Below are 20,345 nucleotides of genomic sequence, written 5' to 3' on the forward strand. Positions count from 1 at the left end.
AGGAGCACGGATGTCCCTGGCAACGGACCGCGACACGTCCGGTTTCCACCTGGTCGGCAAACTGCTCGAACCCGCGTCGAGGATCGACCCGTACCCGGTCTACGCCGAGTTCCGCGCCCGCGGACCGGTGTGGGTCGATGAGATGTCCTCGCTGGTGGTGACGGGCTACCGCGACTGCGAGACGCTGCTGCGCGACCCACGGCTCAGCGCCGAGCGCTGGCGCTTCTTCGACGCCGGCCGGTCGGCCGATCCCTACCCGCCGGACGCGCCGCCCTCGGTCCGGCAGCCGTGGTTCCTCTCCATGGACGCGCCGGACCACACCCGGCTGCGACGCCTGGTCAGCAGCGCGTTCACCGCGCGCACCGTCGCCAGGATGGAGTCCTCCGTCGCGCGACTGGTCGACGACCTTCTCGACCACGCGGCCGAGAGTGAGACGTTCGACGTGCTGTCCGGCCTGGCCTACTCGTTGCCGATGACGGTCATCTGCCGCATGCTCGGCGTCCCGCAGGCCGACGAGCGGCTGTTCCATGGGTGGTCCGCCCAGCTCACCCGGCTGCTCGACGGCTTCTCCGACCTCGGCGAAACGGACGGCGCGACCCCGGAGTGGGTGCGCGGCTCGGTCGAGATGCACAGGTACGTCGGCGAGCTCGTCACCGACCGGCGCAAGAGCCCGCGCCGGGACGACCTGATCTCCGAGCTGCTCGCCGCGGAGGACGGCGGCGACGTGCTCAGCCACGACGAGCTGATCTCCACGATCGTGCTGCTGCTGGTGGCGGGGCATGAGACGACGGTCAACCTGATCGCCAACGGCGTGCTCGCCCTGCTGCGGCACCCCGGCCACCTCGCCGCCCTGCGCGACGACCCCGGCACGGCGCCCGCGGTCGTCGAGGAGATCCTGCGCTACGACCCGCCCGTCCAGCTCACCGCCCGGCTCGCCCGCGAGGACGTACGCGTCGGGCAGGCGGAGGCGCCCGCGGGCAGCCTGATCATCCTCCTGCTGGCCGCGGCGCACCGGGACCCGGAGGCGAACCCGGATCCCGACCGGTTCGACCCGGGCCGCGCGCAGGTGCGGCACCTGGGCTTCGGTTTCGGCTCGCACTTCTGCTTGGGAGCGCCGCTGGCCAGGCTCGAAGGCCGGCTCGCGCTGTCCGCGTTCGCCCGGCGCGTCCGGGAGCCCGGGCTCGTCGCCGATCCGCCGCCGTACCGGGAGCACATCAACCTGCGCGGCGTCAGCGAGCTCCGCATCGCCCACGCGGGGGTGACGCGGTGAGGATCGCCTCGGCCGGCCGCGCCGGAGAGGCTCCCGCTCCGGCCGGCCGGGTCCACTAGCCTGGTGCGGTGGTCACCTCCAGGAGCCGCCGCCGCCTCTCCCCCGAGGCCAGGCGCACCGAGCTCATCGACGCCGCCATCCGGCTCCTGGAGTCCCGGCAGGACGTGAGCAACTGGGTTCAGGCCGTCACCGCGGAGGCCGACGCCGCCAAGGGCACCTTCTACGTCTACTTCTCCTCCTGGGATGACATGCTCGCGGCGGTACGCGAGCGCGTCCTTCGCGACTACGTGGACCGGTTCCACCGGCTCGCCGAGTCCGCCGAGCCGATCGACTGGTGGGCCACCCTCGACGCCGAATGCGCGGCGGCCGTCGACTCCATCTCCCGGCCCGGCGGGTTGCACGACGCCGCCTTCCACTTCGGCTCCGCGCTCGCGCCCGCGCCCGGTGAGCCGGATGTCATCGCCGCCATCGCCGGCGCGCTGAGCCGCGGCATGGCCGAGGGCGCGTTCCGCCCCGTCGATCCGCGGATCGCGGCCACGATCCTGTTCACCGTCCTGCACGGCGCCGGGGACGCCATCGCCGCCGGCGAGCAGCCGCAACGCTGGCTGGAGGCCGTCCACGACCTCACCCGTCACTGGCTCGCCGCACCGGGCGAGCAGTGACGCGGGATCGCCGCAGGGGGCTCAGGCGTTGGCCAGGCGTGGGGTCTTCGCGTCGTCGAGTGCGGCGCGCTCCGCCTCCACCAGGCTCCGGCAGCGCGCGACCTCCTGCTCCACCCGGGCGTCGTCCCAGCCGAGCACGTCCGCCATCAGCCGGGCGATCAGCGGCGCGGCCTGCTCGGCGAGCGCGTTCGACTCGATGAGCATCCGGGTCCTGCGGGCCACGATGTCCTCGGCGTGCAGCGCGCCCTCGTGGGTGACGGCGTAGCAGACCTCGGCCCTGAGCCACGGCCCCTCCTCCATGAGCGGCTCGCCGAGCGCGCGGTCCTCGCGGACCAGCTCCAGCACCTCCATCGCCAGGTTCCCGTAGCGCCGGAGCAGGTAGGCCACCGTGTCGGTGTCCAGGTCGTGGTCCTCGGCGATGCGCCGGACGGAGAGCTGGAGCGCGGGCAGCCCGTCGGCGCCGAGCAGCGGCAGCCGGTCGGTGACCGACTCGGGCACGTCGTAGCCTTCGAGCGCCGCGTCGATCACGTCCTTCGCCATGATCCGGTACGTGGTGTACTTCCCGCCCGCGATCGCGGCCAGCCCGGGCATCGGCACGTCCACGACGTGCTCCCTGGACAGCTTGGTGGTGGCGGACCGCTCGTCGGCGGCCACCAGCGGCCGGAGCCCGACGTAGAGCCCCACGACGTCGTCGCGGGTCAGCGGCCTGGCCAGCACGGAGTTGGCGTGCTCCAGGATGTAGTCGATGTCCTCGCCCGTCGCCTGGGGCTCCGCGCGCTCGCCCTCGTAGTCGGTGTCGGTGGTGCCGAGGATCCACCGGCGCCTGGTCCACGGGATGATGAACAACACGCTCTTCTCGGTACGGATGATCATTCCGGTCCGTGACCGGATGGCCTCACCCGGCACCAGCACGTGGACGCCCTTCGACATCCGCACCTTGAAGCCCGGCTCGGCCCCGCCGGGCAGCTCGCCGAGCAGGTCCGTCCACACGCCCCCGCAGATCACGACGGAGTCGGCGCCGATCTCGATCTCGCGTCCCGTCTCCTCGTCGCGCACCCCGGCTCCGACGATCCGCTCGCCGCGCTCGTCCCGCAGCAGCCGCGTGGCGCTCGCCCTGGTCGCGATCACCGCACCGTGCGCGGCGGCCGTGCGGGCCAGCATGAGCGTGTAGCGGGCGTCGTCGACCTGGGCGTCGTAGTAGATCATGGCGCCGGTCAGCGCGTCGGCCCGCAGGCCGGGGGCCAGGCGGCGGGCCTCCTTGACCGTCAGGCTCCGGTGCCTGGGCATCGGGCGGCGCATGCCCTCCAGCGCGTCGTACAACGTGAGCCCGGCCGCCACGTACGGCTGCTCGACCACCTTGCGGCGCAGCGGATAGAGGAACGTGACCGGCTTGACCAGGTGCGGAGCCAGGCGGGAGACCAGCAGGTCGCGCTCCTTGAGCGCCTCGCGGACGAGCTTGAAGTCGAACTGTTCCAGATAGCGCAGCCCGCCGTGGATCAGCTTGCTGGACCGGCTCGACGTGCCCGACGCCAGATCGCGGCTCTCCACCAGCGCGACGCGCAGCCCCCGTGAGGCGGCGTCCAGCGCGGCGCCCGCGCCGGTCACGCCCCCGCCGATGACGAGCACGTCGAAGGTCTGCCCGGCGAGCCGGTCGATCGTGTCCTGCCGGTTCCTGGCATCGAGCACGCCGTTCAGACCCATGGCACATCACTCACTTTCTGCAACGGATCACGCACAGTCCGTATGCATTCCCTCGATTCGGGAATGGCACACAAGGGGCCAGAAAGCGGGGAGTGAAGTGGTCGAACGTCTCAACCGGATGGGGCTGGCCGGCGAGCTGATCGCCGAGTTCGCCGGGACGATGGTGCTCATCCTCTTCGGCGTCGGCGTGGTCGCGCAGGTGGTGGCCGCCGGGCTCGGCGACCACGACAGCATCGCCTGGGCCTGGGGAATCGGCGTCGCGCTCGGCGTCTATGTCGCGGGCCGTACCACCGGCGCGCACCTCAACCCCGCGGTCACGCTGGCCTTCGCCGCCTTCCGCGGCTTCGCCTGGAACAAGGTCGCGCCGTTCGCCCTGGCGCAGACCGCGGGCGCCTTCGCCGGCGCACTGCTGGTCCGCTGGAACTACACCGAGGTGCTGGCCATGGCCGACCCCGGCCACACGCTCAAGACACAAGGCGTCTTCTCCACCCTGCCGGGGAACGGCACGCTGCCGGTGAGCCAGTGGGGCGCGCTCCGGGACCAGATCATCGGCACCGCGATCCTGCTGTTCGTCATCTTCGCCCTGTCCGACACCAGGAACATGGCGCCGAGCGCGAACCTCGGCCCCGTCGTCATCGGCCTGCTGATCGTCGCGATCGGGATGGCTTTTGGCGCGGACGCCGGCTACGCGATCAACCCGGCCCGCGACTTCGGCCCGCGCCTGGCCTCGTTCCTGACCGGGTACGCGACGGCGTGGCGAGATCAGTACGGCGACCTGTACTTCTGGGTGCCCATCGTCGGCCCCGTGATCGGCGGGATCATCGGGGCCGGGCTGTACCAGGCGTGCATCGCCCGCTTCCTGCCGCCCGGCGAGGACCGCGACTCCGTGAAACCGTCAGACGCCTGAGACCGCCTGACCATCCCTCAAACCCGCTCGTACCCGCCGGAAACCCGCGAAGGAGAACGACATGCCCGAGTTCGTGGGCGCCATCGACCAGGGCACGACCAGCACCCGCTTCATGATCTTCGATCACGCGGGCGCCGAGATCGGTAAATACCAGCTCGAACACGAGCAGATCCTGCCCAGGGCCGGCTGGGTGGAGCACAACCCGATCGAGATCTGGACCAGGACCGCCGCCGTCATCCAGACCACGCTCCAGCGGGCCGGGCTGCACGACACCGACCTGGCCGCGCTGGGTGTCACCAACCAGCGCGAGACCACGGTCGTGTGGAACCCGCGCACCGGCCGCCCGTACTACAACGCGCTCGTCTGGCAGGACACCAGGACCGACCGGATCGCCGCCGCGCTGGACCGGGACGGCCGGGGCGACGTCATCCGCAGGAAGACGGGCCTGCGGCCGGACGCGTACTTCTCCGGCGGCAAGATCCAGTGGATCCTGGAGAACGTGGACGGCGTCCGCGAGGCGGTGGACCGGGGCGAGGCCGTCTTCGGCAACACCGACACCTGGACCGTGTGGAACCTCACCGGCGGCACCAACGGCGGCGTGCACATCACCGACGTCACCAACGCCAGCCGCACGATGCTGATGAACCTGGAGACCCTCGACTGGGACGACGAGCTGCTGTCCTTCTTCGGCATCCCGCGCCAGATGCTGCCGGAGATCCGGCCGTCGTCGGAGCCGGCCGCGTACGGCGAGACGATCCCGTACGGGCCGGTCGGCGGGCAGGTGCCGATCACCGGCATCCTGGGCGACCAGCAGGCCGCCACCGTCGGGCAGGTCTGCTTCTCCCCCGGCGAGGCCAAGAACACCTACGGCACCGGCAACTTCATGCTGCTCAACACCGGCACCAACCTCGTACGCTCGCAGAGCGGCCTGCTCACCACCGTCGCCTACAAGTTCGGCGACCAGCCCCCGGTGTTCGCGCTCGAAGGCTCGATCGCGGTGACCGGCTCGGCCGTGCAGTGGCTGCGCGACCAGCTCCACGTCATCAGCTCCGCCGCGCAGAGCGAGGCGCTGGCCCGGCAGGTGGAGGACTCCGGGGGGATGTACTTCGTGCCGGCGTTCTCCGGCCTGTTCGCCCCCTACTGGCGCGCGGACGCCCGCGGCGCGATCGTCGGCCTCTCGCGCTTCAACAACGACGCCCACCTCGCCCGCGCCACCCTGGAGGCGATCTGCTACCAGAGCAGGGACGTCGTGGAGGCGATGCAGCAGGACTCCGGGGTCGTCCTGGACGTGCTGAAGGTGGACGGCGGCGTCACCGCGAACAACCTGTGCATGCAGCTCCAGTCCGACATCCTCGGTGTGCCCGTCAGCCGCCCGGTCGTCGCCGAGACCACCGCGCTCGGCGCGGCGTACGCGGCCGGGCTGGCCGTCGGCTTCTGGCAGGACGTCGAGGAGCTGCGGGCCCACTGGGCGGAGGACCGCCGCTGGGAGCCGTCCTGGAGCCAGGAGCAGCGCGACGAGGGCTACGCGGGGTGGAAGAAGGCCGTGACGAGGACGTTCGGGTGGGGCGAGATCGGCTGACCGTCGGGGCGCTCAGCCGATGGTGTAGCTGGTGTCGCCGTCCACGAAGTAGAAGAAGTCGCCGTCACCGCCGACCGACGCGCCGGTGTAGTCGCTGTGGTACGACCACGCGCCGCCGTCGTCACCGCCGGGAGCCGCCTGCGAGTCGTCGTCGGCTGCCGGGCCGGTCCCCCAGCCCTCGTCCCAGCCCGCGCCCCACTCGGACGCCTCCGTCACCGGCTCCGTCGCGGCCTCGGCGTCGCCCGCCGCGGCCAGGGCCGTGACGCCCGCCGCACCCGCCACGGCGACGGCGGCCGGGATCCAGAAGCGGCGCTCCGACGCCTCCCCCGCGTAGGTCTGCGACAGCTCGCGGGCCCGATCGAACTGGCTGCTGAAGATCGGCATGACGTGCCTTTCAGAAGTCGAGGAAACGCGGAGTGGGGACGTTCTCGCGGGCGGTCCGCAGGTGATCGGCGATCTCGCCGCGCCGCAGCCGGACCCCTGAGCCGCCCGGGTAGCGCCGCATGACGTCGAGTGTGGCCAGCCGGCGGGCCACCGCGCGCAGCACCGCCGGCCTGGCGGCCTCGGGCGCGGCGCCGAGCTCCTGGCCGATGCGGCGGGCGCTCTCCCACCGCAGGCCGAACACGTTCTCGGTCAGTACGTACCCGAGGACCGGCAGCGCGGTGCCCACCAGCGCGTTCCAGCGCTCCAGCACCACCGCCCAGCCGCGCTCCGACTGGGCGGTCACCTGCGCCTTGCGCTGCTCCCCCTGCGCGTGCGACGAGTAGGCCTGCGAGATCCCCGACACCGCGAACACCGGGTTCAGCAGCGCCGCCGCCCCGAACGACAGCGCCGCCCCCGCGTAGCTGACCTTCGGCAGCGCGGCCGGATCGAGGTCCATCACCCGCGACAGCTGCCCGGCGAGCTGCGCGGTCTCCGCCGCGGCCCGCTGCACCGGCGCGAACGCGACCCGCAGCTTCGCCTCGCCCGCCTTCAGCCAGTCCGGCTCCGCGCCGCCGGTGACCGCCGCCATCAGGCACGCGTCCCGATGCCGCAGGAAGGCGGGCAGCACGTAGCCCACCTGGTCCAGATGGGTCTGCAGCTCGCCGAGCCCGGCCTGGAGGACGGCCGCCACGCGCGAGCGCTCCTCCGGCGGGCCGGGCGGCGGGACCGGCGTGCCCAGGCCGTCCGCCCCGACGTCGCCGAGCAGCGCGGCGTGCAGCTCGTAGAACGGGCCGAACACCGTGTAGAGCAGGTAGTCCTCCTCCAGCCCGACCGCCGCGCGCAGCATGTCCGGGATCCGCCCCGCGCCCGCGCACGCGTTGCTCCACGCCCTGACCTCGGTGTGCAGCGCCTGGACGAGCTCCGGCTGGGCGACGATCCGCAGGTCGGTGCGCTCGGTCGTCAGCCGCATCTCCGCCCGTGGCGGCTTGGGCTCGGCCTCGACCGTCCTGATCGACTCGTACGCGATCCGCAGGTTGACCCCGGAGCCCTTGACTCGCATGCCGTCCGGCGCGAACGCGCACGCGACCGGCCGGCCGTCGGCCAGCTCGGCGGGCAGGACGCCCGAGGTGAGCGTGTGCTCGGCGGCGGCCCGCAGCCGGGCGTTGCCGTACAGCCGGCGCCCGAACACCTCGGAGGCGCATTCCACCGTCACCGGCCCGTGCGCCGGGCTGAACACCACGAACCGCTCGGCCGTCCCGGCGATCCGCAGGTGCGGATCGCCGAGGTCGAAGTGCGCGAGCACGCGCTGCGTCTCCGGTGACTGGAACTCCAGCGCGCCCTCGCTCAGCACGCAGTCCGTCTTGCGCGCCCCGGCGCCGCCCAGGCCGCGTACCGACACGGGCGCGGAGGTGCCGACGATGCCCGGTCCAGGTCCCGCCGACCCGATGACGGCGAGGAAGGCCCGCCGTACCAGGGGGGTGACGAGGTGCAGGGTGGCACCGGTCAGGAAGTGCCCGCCGAGCAGGGCGCCGCCGCGCAGCTCGGCTGCGCTCGGCCCGGCGGGGGTCACGGTGACCCGGTTCACGGGCCATTCCAGGAGGACTTTCCCCTGGCTGCGCAGCCGCAGCCGCCCTCCGGCGACGACGACGTACGCCATCAGCTCGGCGGGGGTGGAGTCGTCGTCCTCGTCCAGCGCGGACCGGTCGGGCTCCGACTCGTACCAGGGGGTGACGGAGACCGCGCAGGGGCTGATGAAGTCGGTCGTCGCGGCGTCCGGCATCAATCGGCCGCGCAGCCCGGTCAGCGCGGCGAGCGCGGGCTCGGGCAGCTCGCCCGAGGTGAGCCGGATCGACCGGCCCTGCGGCAGCGTGAGGTCGGCGACGAGCCTGGTGCTCCGGTCGGCCAGCCCGATCGTGGCGTCGGGGTCCTTCGCCGGGTCCAGCGCGGTGACGACCGGGGTGCCGAGCCCGCCGGTGTCGTGGACGTACACGGCGGGCTGGTCGGTCAGCAGCAGAGAGCGGCTGCCGGTCCAGGAGAATCCGGACGACTGCTGCTCCACGAACATGTGGTGCTGCGAACTGTCGAAGACGACCCGTCCGCGTACGGCTCCCCAGGTCACCGGCACGGCTGCTCCCTCCTGCCATCACTCAGGATCGTGCCTGCGCAGAGGGCTGGTGAACAGGGATAAATACCTACAACCGAGACTCGTAGCGGTTACGCCCTCTGAGATGAACGATGCGCGGATATCGGCAATCCATGCGTGAAAGTCTCCCGCTGTAGACTTCGCTCATGGATGTCCTCAGCGACGTCGTCGCGCTCATGCGGACCGGCCGCCCGACGTCCGCGCGCATCTCCTGGCGCGCCCCCTGGGGTCAGGAGTTCCCATCCGCGCCCGGGTCCGCGGGCTTCCAGGTGGTGCTGCGCGGCTCGTGCTGGCTCATCCCGCCGGCCGGCGAGCCCGTGCCGCTGAGCGTGGGCGACGTGGTGTTCCTGCCGCACGGTGACGGCTACGCCCTCGCCGACGACCCCGGCAGCCCGCTGACCGCCCCCTCCTGCGAAGGGGACGCCGGGCTGTTCGGCTCGGCCGGGTTCGGCGGCGCGGGGGCCGAGACGGTCACTCTCGCCTGCGGATACCAGCTCGACCCCGGCCGGACCCACCCCATCCTGGCCGGGCTGCCCAGCGTGATCCACCTGCCCACGACGCTCGGGCACCATCCGGAGCTCCGAGCCGCCGTCGAGCTGCTGGCCGGCGAGATCGACCATCCGCGGCTGGGCGCGGACACCGTGGTCACGTCCCTGCTCGACATGCTGCAGCTCTACATCCTGCGCGCCTGGTTCGACCTCGAAGGCGGGGCGTGCGAACGCACCGGCTGGGCCGCGGCGCTCGCCGACCCGGCCATCAGCCGCGCGCTCGACGCCATCCACCGCGCCCCCGCGGACCGCTGGACGGTCGAGTCGCTCGGCGCGCACGCCGGGCTCTCGCGCGCCGGCTTCGCCCGCCGCTTCACCGGCCTCGTCGGCCGGCCGCCGCTGGCCTACCTCACCTGGTGGCGGCTGGCCGTGGCGGCCCGCCTGCTGCGCGAGTCCGACGCCTCGGTGGCGGAGGTGGCGGACCGGGTCGGCTACGGGTCGGAGTTCGCGTTCGGCAACGCGTTCAAGCGTGAGTACGGGCTGGCCCCCGGCCGGTACCGCCGCCACGTCTGCGGCGAGGCCGCCGCCCGTTCCGCCTAGCTCCAGTTCGTCAGGCGGCGCAGGGCGTACTCGACGGGCCCGTAGCGGTGGGTGCGCAGCCAGCGCGCGCTGAGCCAGAGCAGGACCGTGTAGATCACCAGGGCCACGCCCATCACCGCGATCGGCGACAGCCGGCCCGCCAGCGCGAGGCCGTACCCGGTGAAGACCAGGCAGGCGAGCACCGACTGACCCAGGTAGTTGGAGGCGGCGATCCGGCCCGCGGGGGCCAGCGCCCGGCCGGCGGCGGGGAAGCGCCTGATCACCCGCAGCAGGGTCGCCACGTAGGCCGCGGCCAGCAGCAGCGAGGTCACGTTGCTCACCGCGATGCCCATCAGCTCCGGCGCCCCTTCCCGGCTGGCGGTCAGGGCGAACAGGATCCCGCCCGGGATGCCGAGTCCGAAGCCCAGCCACTGGATCCGCGGCAGCAGGTGCCACCATCGCTCGGTCTCCTCCAGCAGCCTCGACTTGCCCGCCGCCAGCCCGAACAGGAACATGGCCAGCGCCATCGGCCCCTGGAACGCCCAGATCATCGCCACGAGCGGCGGATAGAGCTCGACCTGCAGGCTCAGGAAGTCGAGCGGCCCGCCGGTGGCCAGCGCGAGTGTCCTGGCGGCCACGCTCGGATCCGCCGCGGGCGTCTGACCCGCCGCCGGATCGAGCGTGGTCAGCCACGCCAGCAGCGCCATCAGCAGGGTGAGCACGCCGACGATCACCGATCCGGCGACCACCGCGGTCTTCGGCTTGATGCCGCGCAGGGCCAGCAGGATCAGGCCCAGCACGGCGTACAGGGTGAGGATGTCGCCGACCCACAGCAGCACGCCGTGCAGCACCCCGATCACGAACAGGCCCAGGCACCTGCGCAGCGTCCTGGCCCGCACGCTCGCCCCCGCCCGCTCGGCCGAGCGCAGCTGCAGGGTGAACGAGTAGCCGAACAGGAAGGAGAAGATGATGTAGAACTTGGTCAGGACGAAGGCCGTGATGGCCAGCGCCACCGGCCCGTCCGGGATCGGCATGCTGCCTTCCATGGCGTAGCCGGGATCGGCGAAGAAGCCGATGTTCGCGACGAGGATGCCGGCCAGCGCGAACCCGCGCACCACATCGACCTCGTGGACGCGCCCGGCGAGCGGGGTACGGGTTTCCGTCATGGACCTGAAGCTACGAACAGCGGCGATGCCCCGGCATCGAACCTTCGTCTCATCCCGAGCCGACTAAAGACGGCATCCCGGGGGCCGGCGGCTACTTCGTCGCGGGTCCGTCGGGTGACAGCCTCACCGCCGCGCCGATCGGGGTGCTGAACGGGCTCTCGCGGCTGGGGTCGGTGAGGTTTTTGGTGGGGTAGATGGGGCGCAAGGGAACGAACTACCCCACAATGGAGGGATGGCATACCCTCCACAGCCTCCACAACCTCAGCCTCAGCCCCAGGACCCCTGGGGAGCACAGGGGCAAGGAGCGCCGCAAGGGTACGGCCCGCCGCCGCAGAACCACGGCCCCCAACCCGGCCCGCCCCCCGGTTCCGGCCCTCAGCCCGGCCAGCCTGGCAACTACAGCCCTCCGCCCGGCCAGCCCGCCAATTACGGCCCGCAGCCCTCCGGTTATGGCCCACAGCAAGGCCCGCCTCCCGGTTATGGCCCGCAGCCCGGCCAGGGCGCCCCGCCTCCCCAGTACGGCCCGCCCCCGGGGCAGGGTCCCACCCAGCCGGGCTACGGCCCGCAGGGTTATGGGCAGCAGGGGTACGGGCAGCAGGGCTACGGACAGCAGGAGTACGCGCAGCAGGGCTATGGGCAGCAGCCGGGGCAGGGTGCGGGCCCGTACGGACCGGGCTGGGCGCCGACCGGCCCCCACGCCACCGGCCAACCCCCGGCGAAGAGCTCCAACGGCCTGGTCATCGGCCTGGTCGCCGCCCTGGCCGTGCTCGTGCTGGGCGGCGGCGGCTTCGGCGCGTACGCCTACCTCAGCTCCCGCGGCCCGGCACCCACCATCGCCATGCCCACCCTGGAGCCCATCCCCACGGCGACGACCACGCCCCCGCAGTCCGACCCGCCATCGTCCGACCCGTCGGAGTCCCCCACCGCCGAGCCGAGCACCACCCCGACCGACTCGGTGCCGACCTCGAAGCGGGCGCAGCCGGGCTCACCGATCACCGACGACGAGTTCGAGGACTGGAAGTTCGGGCTCGGAAGCGTGAAACTCAACGCCGACAAGGTGGGCGGCTGGACGTACGGCAACTGCGACCCGGTGGACGGCCAGGGCGTGCTGGCCAAGAACGACTGCGTACGCGCCGTCGAGGTCGCCTACTCGGCCTACGGCGGGCACCTCAAGGCGGTCCAGGTCATGATGGCCTTCCCCAGTGACAAGGCCGCCAAGACCACGGCCGCGAAGCTGGCCAAGCTCTCCTCCGACGCCGTGCGCTGGCGCAAGGAGAAGGCCCACGCCAACTACTCGTACGGCAAGATCCGCTCGGGCGCGTCCAAGAAGTATGTGATCGTCACGATCGTCACCGCCGACAAGTCAGCCCGTTCCAAGGCCACGAAGTTCCACACCTACCTGCAGACCGACCTCGCCAGCTACTTCCTCCTGCGCGACCTGACGATCACGAGCTGACCCGCACCCCGGTAACCGGTTGGCGGGTGCGCTCGTACAGACGCGCGGACAGCTCGCCCCGCAGAATCTCCAGCTCGGTGATCGTGCGCTCCTTTGGAAATAGGGGGTGAAACGGCCCTGACGATCAGTGGTGTGCCGGTTGCCTGTGCTGGCTGGCGTTCCTGGCGGCGGGGATCAGGGCGGTGGCCAGCAGGGCGAGGAGCAGGAAACCCGCTCCGACGTACGCGCCGAGGGCCAGCCCGCCGGTCATCGCCTCGTGCGCGGACTCGGCCACGGTGGCGGTGCTCGGGTTCGCGGCCAGTGGCGCGATCGCGGCGCCCGCACTGTCGGTGACCGTGCGTGCCAGCTGCTCGGCCTGAGCCAGGGGAAGCCCCGATTCGGTCAACCTGTCCTGCAGGTTGGTGCCGAGCGCGGTGAAGAACACCGTGAAGAGTACGGCGATGCCGAGCGCCGAGCCGAGCTGCCTGAACGCGCTCTGCACGCCGGATCCCTGCCCCGAACTCGTCTCGGGCACATCGGCCAGGACGACGTTCGTGACCTGGGCGGTGGCGAACCCGACGCCCACGCCGTACAGGCAGAGAGCCCCGGCGATCGTCCACCACGGGCTGTCGGTCGCGGCGATCAGCCCGAGCACGACCAGGCCCGCCGCCTCCAGCGCCAGCCCGATCCGGACCAGGCCGAGAGCCGGAACCTTGGTGGCCAGCCCGAAGCTGGCACCGCTGGCCACGAAGCTGCCCACGGCCACGGCCAGCAGGGACAGACCCGCCTGGACCGCGCTGTAGCCGAGGGTGAACTGCAGCCACAGCGGCAGCACCGCGATGATGCCGTACTCGCCGAGCCCGATGATCGTGGTGGCGATGTTGCCGTTGCGGAAGGAGGAGATGGAGAACAGCCGGACGTCCATCAGCGCCCTGGCGGGCTCCGCGCTTCTGGTGAGTACGGCCTGCCTGCGGACGAAGCCGATCAGTGCCAGCGCGGACAGCACCAGCGCCGCCAGGACGGGCGACGGGCCGCTGTCCCAGGTGAAGCCGAGGACGTCGAGCGGCTCGATGAGGGCCAGCCAGCCGTAGGTACGCCCCTCGACCAGTGCGAACGCGAGCAGCCCGAGACCGAGGATCGACAGGGCCGCTCCGGTGGCGTCGATGCGCGCGGGTTTCCTGGGCGAGCGGGCCAGGAACATCATGCCGCCGGCCAAGATCAGCAACGACAGCGGGATGTTGATGCCGAAGGCCCAGCGCCAGGAGGCATGCTCCGACAGCCAGCCGCCCAGTGCCGGGCCGAACGCGGCGGCGGCACCGATGGTGGAACCCCATACGGCGAACGCCTGACCGCGGGCCTTGCCGGTGAAGGAGGCGTTGAGCAGCGCCAGCGAGGTCGGCAGGATCATCGCGGCCCCCGCGCCCTGCAGGAAGCGGGCCAGGATGAGCAGGCCGCCATCGGGCGCGAGGCCGGCCAGCAAGCTGGTCGCGCCGAAGACGACCACCCCGGCGAGGAAGACCCGCCTGGCGCCGAGAATGTCGGAGTAGCGGCCGGTCAGCAGGAGCAGCGCGGCGAAGACGATCGCGTAGGACTCCTGAATCCACTGCGCCTGGGTGGCGTTGACCTTCAGGTCCTCGATGATCGGCGGGATGATCACATTGACGATCGTGGTGTCGACCACGATCAGTGCCACACCCAGCGCGATGGCCATCAGACCGAGCCATCGGCGAGCGGGAGAAGGGGCGGACATGCGTGAGCCTCCGGAAAAGGGCATGGTGGAGAACCGGTCCGCGCGTGGGCGCGACCGGGAGTGAGACGGCGGGGCTTAGGACTCCGCGGCGGCGGTGTAGATCTCGACGACGCCGCTCAGGAACTGCTCGATGGCCTCCCGCTCGGCGTCGCCGAGCTTGCCGACGTGCTCGCGCACCCCGTTGATCAGCGGGGTGAGGTTCTCGAAGAGCTTGTCCTTCGAGGCGTCGGAGACCAGGACGAGCACCTTGCGGCGATCGGTGGGGTGCGGCTGCCGCGTGATGTGACCGGCCCGCTCGAGGCGGTCGACGATGTGCGTGCTCGCCGCCGTCGAGACCTGCAGCCGGTCGGCCAGGTCCTTGGCGGTGAGCGGGCCGTCGGTGATCAGATGCTCGATCGCCGACAGGTCGGTGGAGTTGATGCCCAGGGCCTGGCTCAGGCGCTGCTCCACCTGGCGGGTCAGCAACCCGATCAGCTGCAGGCTCGCCATGATGGGGTCGCCGGTCGCCCAGTTCGGTGCCGCATTGGTCATGGTTGAAGACTACTACAGAAGTAACTAATTAAGTTAGCTAGTTATATGTGAGAGAGCACACAGCCGCTGGTCAGGGCAGCAAGCCGCGCTCTCGCCCCGCCGCCGCAGCCTGGGTGCGCGTGGACACCTCCAGCTTGCCCAGGATGTTGGACACGTGCACGCTCACCGTCTTCTGTGCGATGAACAACCGCTCAGCGACCTCCCGGTTGGTCAGCCCCTCCGCGACCAGCCGCAGGACCTCCACCTCCCGAGCCGTCAACCCGCCGTCGCCGGCGCCCCCGCCCCCGAACCGCGCCCGCCGCCCGAACTCGGTCAACGCGTTTTCCAGCGGCACCGCCCGCAGCTTGCCCGCCGTCTCCCTGGCCAGCTCCCACTCCACCTGCGCCGCCGCCCGATCACCGGCCGCCAGCAGCGCCTCCGACAGCCGCCACCGGGCCCGCGCCACCTCGTAGACGAACCCGAAGTCGAAGGCTGCCACCACCTGCCGCCACAGATCCACGTCGAGCCGCCCGTGGACGCGATGCCACTCCGCCTCGGCCCGCAGCGCCCAGGCCAGCCCCTCGGACCCCAGGTGGCCGCGCTCGCCGGTGGGCCCGGAGTCGACCGCGAAGCGCGCCTGGGAGACCAGCTCGTCGGCACCCTCCGTGGTGCCCAGCTCGGCCAGCGCCCACAGCCCGACGGCGGCCAGCCGGAGCGTGCTCGCGTCGCCCTCGACCAGCGGCGCCAGGGCCGCGCGCACGTGGTCGAGCGCCGCCGCGGGATCGCCGTGCCACAGCGCGTGCTCGGCGGCGAGCCCTCTGGACATGTAGACGGCCAGCTCGTCGGACCAGAAGGGCCGCAGCCAGCTCAGCCGGGCCTCGACCGCGGGCAGGTCGCGCGCCACCTCGATGAACAGCGCGAACGACGACAGGATCGCCTCGGGCAGCGTGCCCACCCGCGCCCCGAACCCGGCCGCGACCGCCTCCGCCTGGTCCCACTCGCCCGCGACGTAGTGGATGAGGAAGCGCAGGAACCGCAGGTCGGTGCCGTAGGTGCTCCAGTTGAGGCCGGTCTCCACGGCCATCCTGACGCCCTCGTCGGCGACCTCGGCCGCCTGCGCGAGCAGGCCCTGCTCGTAGTGGATGCGAGCGTGGTGGAAGCGGGCCCGCAGGTCCATGGCCAGGTCGCCGGTGCCTTCGGCGGAGGCGGTCTCGACCAGCTCATGGGCCCTGTGCACGTCGCCCCGGTGCTCGACGTAGGTGGCCAGCGTGAGCAGCGCGCCCACCTCGGCGTCCTTGGCCCCGGCCGCGCGGGCCGTCGCCAGCGCCCTGGCCGTGAGGTCTTCCACCTCCCGGTGCCGTGGGCTCCACAGCAGCGTGCGGGCCTGGGTGGCCAGGGCGCGGGCCAGCGCGGACTCGTCACGCGCGCTCTCGACCGCGCGCTGTGCCGCCGCCATCGCCCCTGCCGGGTCGTCGGTCTCGTAGAGGTAGTAGGCCAGCCGCTCGTCGACCTCGGACGTCGGCGGCAGGACGCGGAGCTGAGTGATCGCGCGGTGGTTGTCGCCGCTGTCGGCCGCCATGACGGCGCTGCGGAAGGCCAGCTCGGCCCGGCTCTCCTCGGCCAGCACGGCCGCGTCCTGCACCCGCTCCCACAGGCTGAGGGCCTGGTCGTAGTGGCTGTGGGCCTCGGCGGGCGCGCCGAGGCGCTCGGCCAGCCGGCCCGCCTCCGCGGAGGCCTTCAGCGCCCCTGCCAGGTCGTGGCCGGCGAGGTAGTGGTGGGCCAGCTCGGCCGGCGCGGTCAGCAGATGGGCGAACGTGGCATGCAGGCGAGTGCGCTCGCCGGGCAGCAGGTCGGTGTAGACCGCCTCCTGCAGGAGCGCATGGCGGAAGGCGTAGCCGTAGCCGTCGACCCTGAGCAGCCCGCGCGAGACGATCTCCCGCATCGCCTCCTCGAACTCCGTCAGCGGCAGCCCCGACACCTCGCGCAGCAGCTCGTCCTCCACCCTGCGGCCGGCCACCGCGGCGGCGCGCAGCACCCGCTGCCCGGCCTCCGACAGCACCTCGACCCTGGACATGAGCAGGCTGGCCAGCCCGTCGGGCAGGCTGTCGCCCTCGGCCATGGCCGCGAACAGCTCCTCCGCGTAGAACGGGTTGCCGTCGGCGCGGGACACGATGAGGCCGAGCTCCTGAGCATCGACCTGCCCCAAAGTGGCGACATAGTCGGACATTTCGCCGGAGGCCAGTGGCCTCAGCTCGACGTTCGTCACCGTGGGCAGCCGCTTCAGCTCGGCCAGCACCGAGCGCAGCGGATGGCGGCGGTGCAGGTCGTCGGTGCGATAGGTGCCGACCACGCAGACCCGCTCGGTCTGGACCATGCGGCTGAGGAAGACCAGCAGGTCGCGGGTGGACCGGTCGGCCCAGTGCAGGTCCTCGATCACGAACAGCACCGGCTGAACGTCGGCGAGCAGCCCGAGCAGCGAGCCGAACAGCCGCTGCTGGGTGAGCCCGGTGGACGGGGCGCTCTCCGTGCCGGGCAGCAACTGGCCCAGCATGGGGTGGGCGGAGGCGGCCTCGCGGACGGCGGGCTCCGCGCCGCGCAGCGCGTCGGCCAGCGGCAGGTAGGGCAGCGCGTCACCGAGCTCGGCGCACTGGCCGACCAGCACGTTGAAGCCGCACTCGCGGGCCTCGGAGACCAGCTCGGCGGTCAGCCGGGTCTTGCCGATGCCGGCGTCCCCGCCGACGAGCGCCACGCCGGCCGTGCCCTCGGCGGCGGCGCGGAGCACCCGCACGAGTCTGGCCAGCTCAGCTGAGCGCCCGACGAGAAGACCGTTCACGCAGGAAACTATGCCACGCCTCACTGACATTCGATTGGTCCAGGAAACTGGCCGGCTATTGGCCTTCTTTGACATACCAAAACCATTTTACGCTGCTGTTTCATGATTTCTCCAACGACTTTCGCCTGGTTCGTGGGCGCCTCGCTCGCTCTGGTGCTCATTCCGGGCCCGAACCACCTCTACATCACCGCCAGAGGGCTGGCCCAAGGGCGGACGGCGGGCCTGGCCAGCGCGATCGGCGTGGAGACCGGCACGCTCGTGCACATCGCGGCCGCCGCCGCGGGCCTGTCGTACGTGATCTCGACCTCGGCGACACTGTTCGCGATCGTGAAGTGGGCAGGCGTCGCGTACCTCGTCTACCTGGGGATCCGCGCGTTCACCGGCAAGGAGGAGGACGGCGCGGCGCCGCCGCCGCAGCCGTTGCGCAAGGTCTTCCTCGAAGGCGTGCTCGTCAACGTGCTGAACCCCAAGGTGGCGCTGTTCTTCCTGGCATTCCTGCCGCAGTTCGTCGTCCCGGGGGCGGGCTCCCCCGCCCTGCAGGTGACGCTGTTCGGCCTGACGCTGCTGCTCCTGGGCCTGATCTCGGACATCGTGTACGCGCTCACCGCCGGCGCCCTCGCCACCCGCCTCACCAGGCGCTCCAGAACCCTGCGGTACGTCAGCGGCGTCGTCTACCTGGGTCTCGGCGTGGCCACCGCGTTCGCCGGGAGAAGATGAGGCCATGGCGCCGAGGAAGCAGCAAGAGATCTTCGATGCGACGCTGCGGCTGGTCGCGGAGAAGGGCTACGACGGCCTGACCGTCGAGGGGGTCGCCGAGCGCTCGGGCGTCAACAAGACGACGATCTACCGCTGGTGGCCGTCGAAGGCCGCGCTGCTCGGAGCGGCGCTGGTCGAGGCCGACGTGCTCGGCTTCGAGCCGCCGGACACAGGCAGCCTGCGCGGCGACCTGGTGGCGCTGGTCGAGGGCATCAAGCGGCTCCTGACCGAGCCGCCGGGCAGCGACATCGCCGTCGCCGCGCTCGGCGCCGCCGTCCGCCATCCCGAGCTGGACGCGCGCCGCTTCTTCGCCGACAGGTTCGCGCGGGAGCGGGAGATCTTCGAGCGCGCGGTACGCCGGGGCGAGCTCAAGCAGTCGGTCGATCCGATGCTGATCGTCGATCTGCTGGCGGGGGCGGTGTGGATGCGCACGGTGTTCAGGGGCCTGCGCATGACGGACGACTTCCCCGTCGAGGCGGTCGCCGCGCTCCTCGACGGCATCTGAGCCGGCGGCACGCAAACGGCATCTGAGCCGGCGGCACCTCGGGGCCCTACAGGGCTTCGGACAGCGCTTCCGGGATGCGGTCCAGCACCGGGTGGGGCACCAGCCCGTACGCGTAGAAGTCCACCGCCAGCGCCCCCGCCGCCTTGGCCGCCCGCGCCTTGGCCACCAGCCGATCGGTGGAGTCGCTGTCGGGATAGCCGGGCCGCAGCACCGCCCGCACCTCGCGGTCCTTGCCGACGGACCGCAGATAGGCCCCCACGTCGTCGGCCACCCTGGCCGCGTCGCGCGCGTAGGCCAGCACCCCGAAGGCGGGCACGAGATCCCCCAGCGCGACCAGGTCGACCCCGAGCTGCCAGGCGTCGTGCGCGGCCAGGCCGGGCGTCGGCAACCCGTCGGTGTAGCCCTTGACGGCCCCGGTGGAGTCGATGAACACCAGCTTGGAGCCGTCCTCCGCGACCGCGGAGGCCACCTCGGAGACCAGCGTGGTGACGGTCTCGGAGCGCGCCCGCGCGTAGGCCACGACGTCGGGCCCCGCGTACGCGGTCAGCGCCGCCCTGGTCACCTCGCCCTGCGCGGCCGGATCACCGTCGAACACGCCGCCCACGATCCGCGCGCACTCCTCCCGCGCGACCTCGGCGTCGACGCCCAGGTCGGTCGCCCTGCGCATGCAGTAGTCGCAGAAGCAGAGCCCGAACAGGTAGGCGTCCATCGGCCCCAGCGGCACGAACGAGCGCTGCGGCTTGAGCGGCCTGAAGTGCAGCGACTCCGCCACGACGCTGTCCACGCCGAGCCTGGCCACCGCCCTGGCCAGCGCGACCGCGTAGTCGCGCACGTCCGGATGGGCGGGGCACAGGTCGGTGAGCGAGCCGCGGTCGCCGAAACAGTCGCGTACGGTCACGTCCGGATGTTCGGTGCCGATCGTCGCGTTGCGCAGGAAGACCGTCCATCCGTGGAGCTTCATGGACCGCTTCGCACACGCTTCGCGAAGCCCGTCGAGAGCGGTCGGGTAGCCAGGCACCGGTGCGAGCCGGAGCCCGGCGAACAACTCGGGCGGCGGGGTGAAGTGCGCCCCGTCATGACGGATGGTCAGCCGGGACAGCCCGTGCGGGGTGACGTCGCGGGAGGCATGATGCACGGCGCCGACGGTGACGCCGGACACGCCGTACCCACTGATCCTGTCGAGCACCCGCTCGACGCCCTCGCCGCGCAGGTCCTCGGCGAAGACGTACACCGAACTATCCACAACCAGACCTTAAGCGCTCTTGTGCGCGACGAAGTCGATCTCCACGAGGATGTTCATCAGCTCGGACCCCACAGTGGTGCGTACCGGGTAGGGCTGGCTGAAGTACGACTTGTACACCTCGTTGTACGCGGCGAAGTCCCGCTTGAGGTGCTGCAGGTGCACCGTGGACTTGACCACGTCGTCGAAGCCGAGGCCGTGCGCGGCGAGGATGGCCCCGAGGTTGCGCATGACCCGGTGCGTCTGCGCGGCGACGTCGTCACCGACGATCTCGCCGGTGTGCGGGTCGAGCGGGCCCATGCCGGAGGTGTAGACGAAGTCGCCCACCACGAGACCCTGCGAGTACGCGCCGACCGGGGCCGCGCCTTCAGTGGTCTTAAGCTCCTTTTTCACGAAAT

17 protein-coding genes are annotated in these 20,345 nt (G+C 71.8%); 8 read left to right on the forward strand and 9 right to left on the reverse strand.

The window, feature by feature from the left end; translation table 11 throughout:
• Positions 1 to 10 precede the first annotated feature (10 nt).
• Positions 11 to 1,270 (forward strand): cytochrome P450, encoded by a 1,260-nt coding sequence (locus tag ABEA43_RS31450; protein WP_345567485.1) that lies wholly within the window; start codon positions 11 to 13, stop codon positions 1,268 to 1,270.
• Positions 1,271 to 1,338: 68 nt separating this feature from the next.
• The gene (locus ABEA43_RS31455) at positions 1,339 to 1,932 is read left to right on the forward strand and encodes a TetR/AcrR family transcriptional regulator (protein ID WP_345567487.1); all 594 of its coding nucleotides are present in this window, start codon (positions 1,339 to 1,341) and stop codon (positions 1,930 to 1,932) included.
• A gap of 21 nt (positions 1,933 to 1,953) precedes the next feature.
• Here ABEA43_RS31455 and ABEA43_RS31460 read toward each other — a convergent pair whose 3' ends face one another.
• A complete protein-coding gene (locus ABEA43_RS31460; protein WP_345567489.1) occupies positions 1,954 to 3,633 on the reverse strand; it encodes a glycerol-3-phosphate dehydrogenase/oxidase in 1,680 nt (559 codons plus the stop codon).
• Positions 3,634 to 3,730: 97 nt separating this feature from the next.
• Between ABEA43_RS31460 and ABEA43_RS31465 the strand changes: the two genes are divergently transcribed.
• Positions 3,731 to 4,540, forward strand: coding sequence for an MIP/aquaporin family protein (locus tag ABEA43_RS31465; RefSeq protein ID WP_345567491.1), 810 nt, complete (start codon positions 3,731 to 3,733; stop codon positions 4,538 to 4,540).
• A 61-nt stretch (positions 4,541 to 4,601) separates the two neighbouring features.
• Positions 4,602 to 6,119: a glycerol kinase GlpK gene (gene glpK, locus ABEA43_RS31470; RefSeq protein WP_345567493.1), complete on the forward strand. Its 1,518-nt coding sequence runs from the start codon at positions 4,602 to 4,604 to the stop codon at positions 6,117 to 6,119.
• A gap of 12 nt (positions 6,120 to 6,131) precedes the next feature.
• Here the strand turns inward: glpK and ABEA43_RS31475 are convergent, their stop codons facing one another.
• Together ABEA43_RS31475 and ABEA43_RS31480 are read right to left on the reverse strand one after the other, a co-directional pair.
• Positions 6,132 to 6,503 (reverse strand): hypothetical protein, encoded by a 372-nt coding sequence (locus tag ABEA43_RS31475; RefSeq protein WP_345567495.1) that lies wholly within the window; start codon positions 6,501 to 6,503, stop codon positions 6,132 to 6,134.
• Positions 6,504 to 6,513: 10 nt separating this feature from the next.
• A complete protein-coding gene (locus tag ABEA43_RS31480) occupies positions 6,514 to 8,667 on the reverse strand; it encodes a hypothetical protein (protein WP_345567497.1) in 2,154 nt (717 codons plus the stop codon).
• 164 nt (positions 8,668 to 8,831) lie between these two features.
• Between ABEA43_RS31480 and ABEA43_RS31485 the strand changes: the two genes are divergently transcribed.
• Positions 8,832 to 9,773, forward strand: coding sequence for an AraC family transcriptional regulator (locus tag ABEA43_RS31485; protein WP_345567499.1), 942 nt, complete (start codon positions 8,832 to 8,834; stop codon positions 9,771 to 9,773).
• Here the strand turns inward: ABEA43_RS31485 and ABEA43_RS31490 are convergent.
• Positions 9,770 to 10,918: a DUF418 domain-containing protein gene (locus ABEA43_RS31490; protein ID WP_345567501.1), complete on the reverse strand. Its 1,149-nt coding sequence runs from the start codon at positions 10,916 to 10,918 to the stop codon at positions 9,770 to 9,772. The genes ABEA43_RS31485 and ABEA43_RS31490 overlap by 4 nt on opposite strands.
• A gap of 232 nt (positions 10,919 to 11,150) precedes the next feature.
• Here ABEA43_RS31490 and ABEA43_RS31495 point away from each other — a divergent pair, with 232 nt between their 5' ends.
• On the forward strand, positions 11,151 to 12,374 hold the full coding sequence (locus ABEA43_RS31495) for a hypothetical protein (protein ID WP_345567503.1): 1,224 nt from the start codon (positions 11,151 to 11,153) through the stop codon (positions 12,372 to 12,374).
• Between the two features lie 124 nt (positions 12,375 to 12,498).
• On the opposite strand, the gene ABEA43_RS31500 is transcribed toward ABEA43_RS31495, so the two are convergent.
• The 3 genes from ABEA43_RS31500 to ABEA43_RS31510 form a co-directional block, all read right to left on the reverse strand.
• On the reverse strand, positions 12,499 to 14,103 hold the full coding sequence (locus ABEA43_RS31500) for an MFS transporter (RefSeq protein WP_345567504.1): 1,605 nt from the start codon (positions 14,101 to 14,103) through the stop codon (positions 12,499 to 12,501).
• Between the two features lie 75 nt (positions 14,104 to 14,178).
• A complete protein-coding gene (locus ABEA43_RS31505) occupies positions 14,179 to 14,634 on the reverse strand; it encodes a MarR family winged helix-turn-helix transcriptional regulator (protein WP_345567506.1) in 456 nt (151 codons plus the stop codon).
• A 70-nt stretch (positions 14,635 to 14,704) separates the two neighbouring features.
• Positions 14,705 to 17,446, reverse strand: coding sequence for a helix-turn-helix transcriptional regulator (locus tag ABEA43_RS31510; RefSeq protein WP_345567508.1), 2,742 nt, complete (start codon positions 17,444 to 17,446; stop codon positions 14,705 to 14,707).
• 102 nt (positions 17,447 to 17,548) lie between these two features.
• Here ABEA43_RS31510 and ABEA43_RS31515 point away from each other — a divergent pair, with 102 nt between their 5' ends.
• Both ABEA43_RS31515 and ABEA43_RS31520 read left to right on the forward strand, forming a co-directional pair.
• Positions 17,549 to 18,163 (forward strand): LysE family translocator, encoded by a 615-nt coding sequence (locus tag ABEA43_RS31515; protein ID WP_345567510.1) that lies wholly within the window; start codon positions 17,549 to 17,551, stop codon positions 18,161 to 18,163.
• A 4-nt stretch (positions 18,164 to 18,167) separates the two neighbouring features.
• Positions 18,168 to 18,707 carry a TetR/AcrR family transcriptional regulator gene (locus ABEA43_RS31520; protein ID WP_345567512.1) on the forward strand — a complete coding sequence of 180 codons (540 nt, stop codon included), beginning with the start codon at positions 18,168 to 18,170 and terminating at the stop codon, positions 18,705 to 18,707.
• Positions 18,708 to 18,753: 46 nt separating this feature from the next.
• Here ABEA43_RS31520 and ABEA43_RS31525 read toward each other — a convergent pair whose 3' ends face one another.
• The gene (locus ABEA43_RS31525; protein WP_345567513.1) at positions 18,754 to 19,950 is read right to left on the reverse strand and encodes a hypothetical protein; all 1,197 of its coding nucleotides are present in this window, start codon (positions 19,948 to 19,950) and stop codon (positions 18,754 to 18,756) included.
• 9 nt (positions 19,951 to 19,959) lie between these two features.
• Entirely contained in the window at positions 19,960 to 20,340 is a 381-nt protein-coding gene (locus tag ABEA43_RS31530) for a RidA family protein (protein ID WP_345567515.1), read from the reverse strand.
• Positions 20,341 to 20,345 lie beyond the last annotated feature (5 nt).

This window comes from Nonomuraea rosea (assembly GCF_039539705.1).
In the GTDB taxonomy this organism is placed as follows: Bacteria; Actinomycetota; Actinomycetes; order Streptosporangiales; family Streptosporangiaceae; genus Nonomuraea; species Nonomuraea rosea.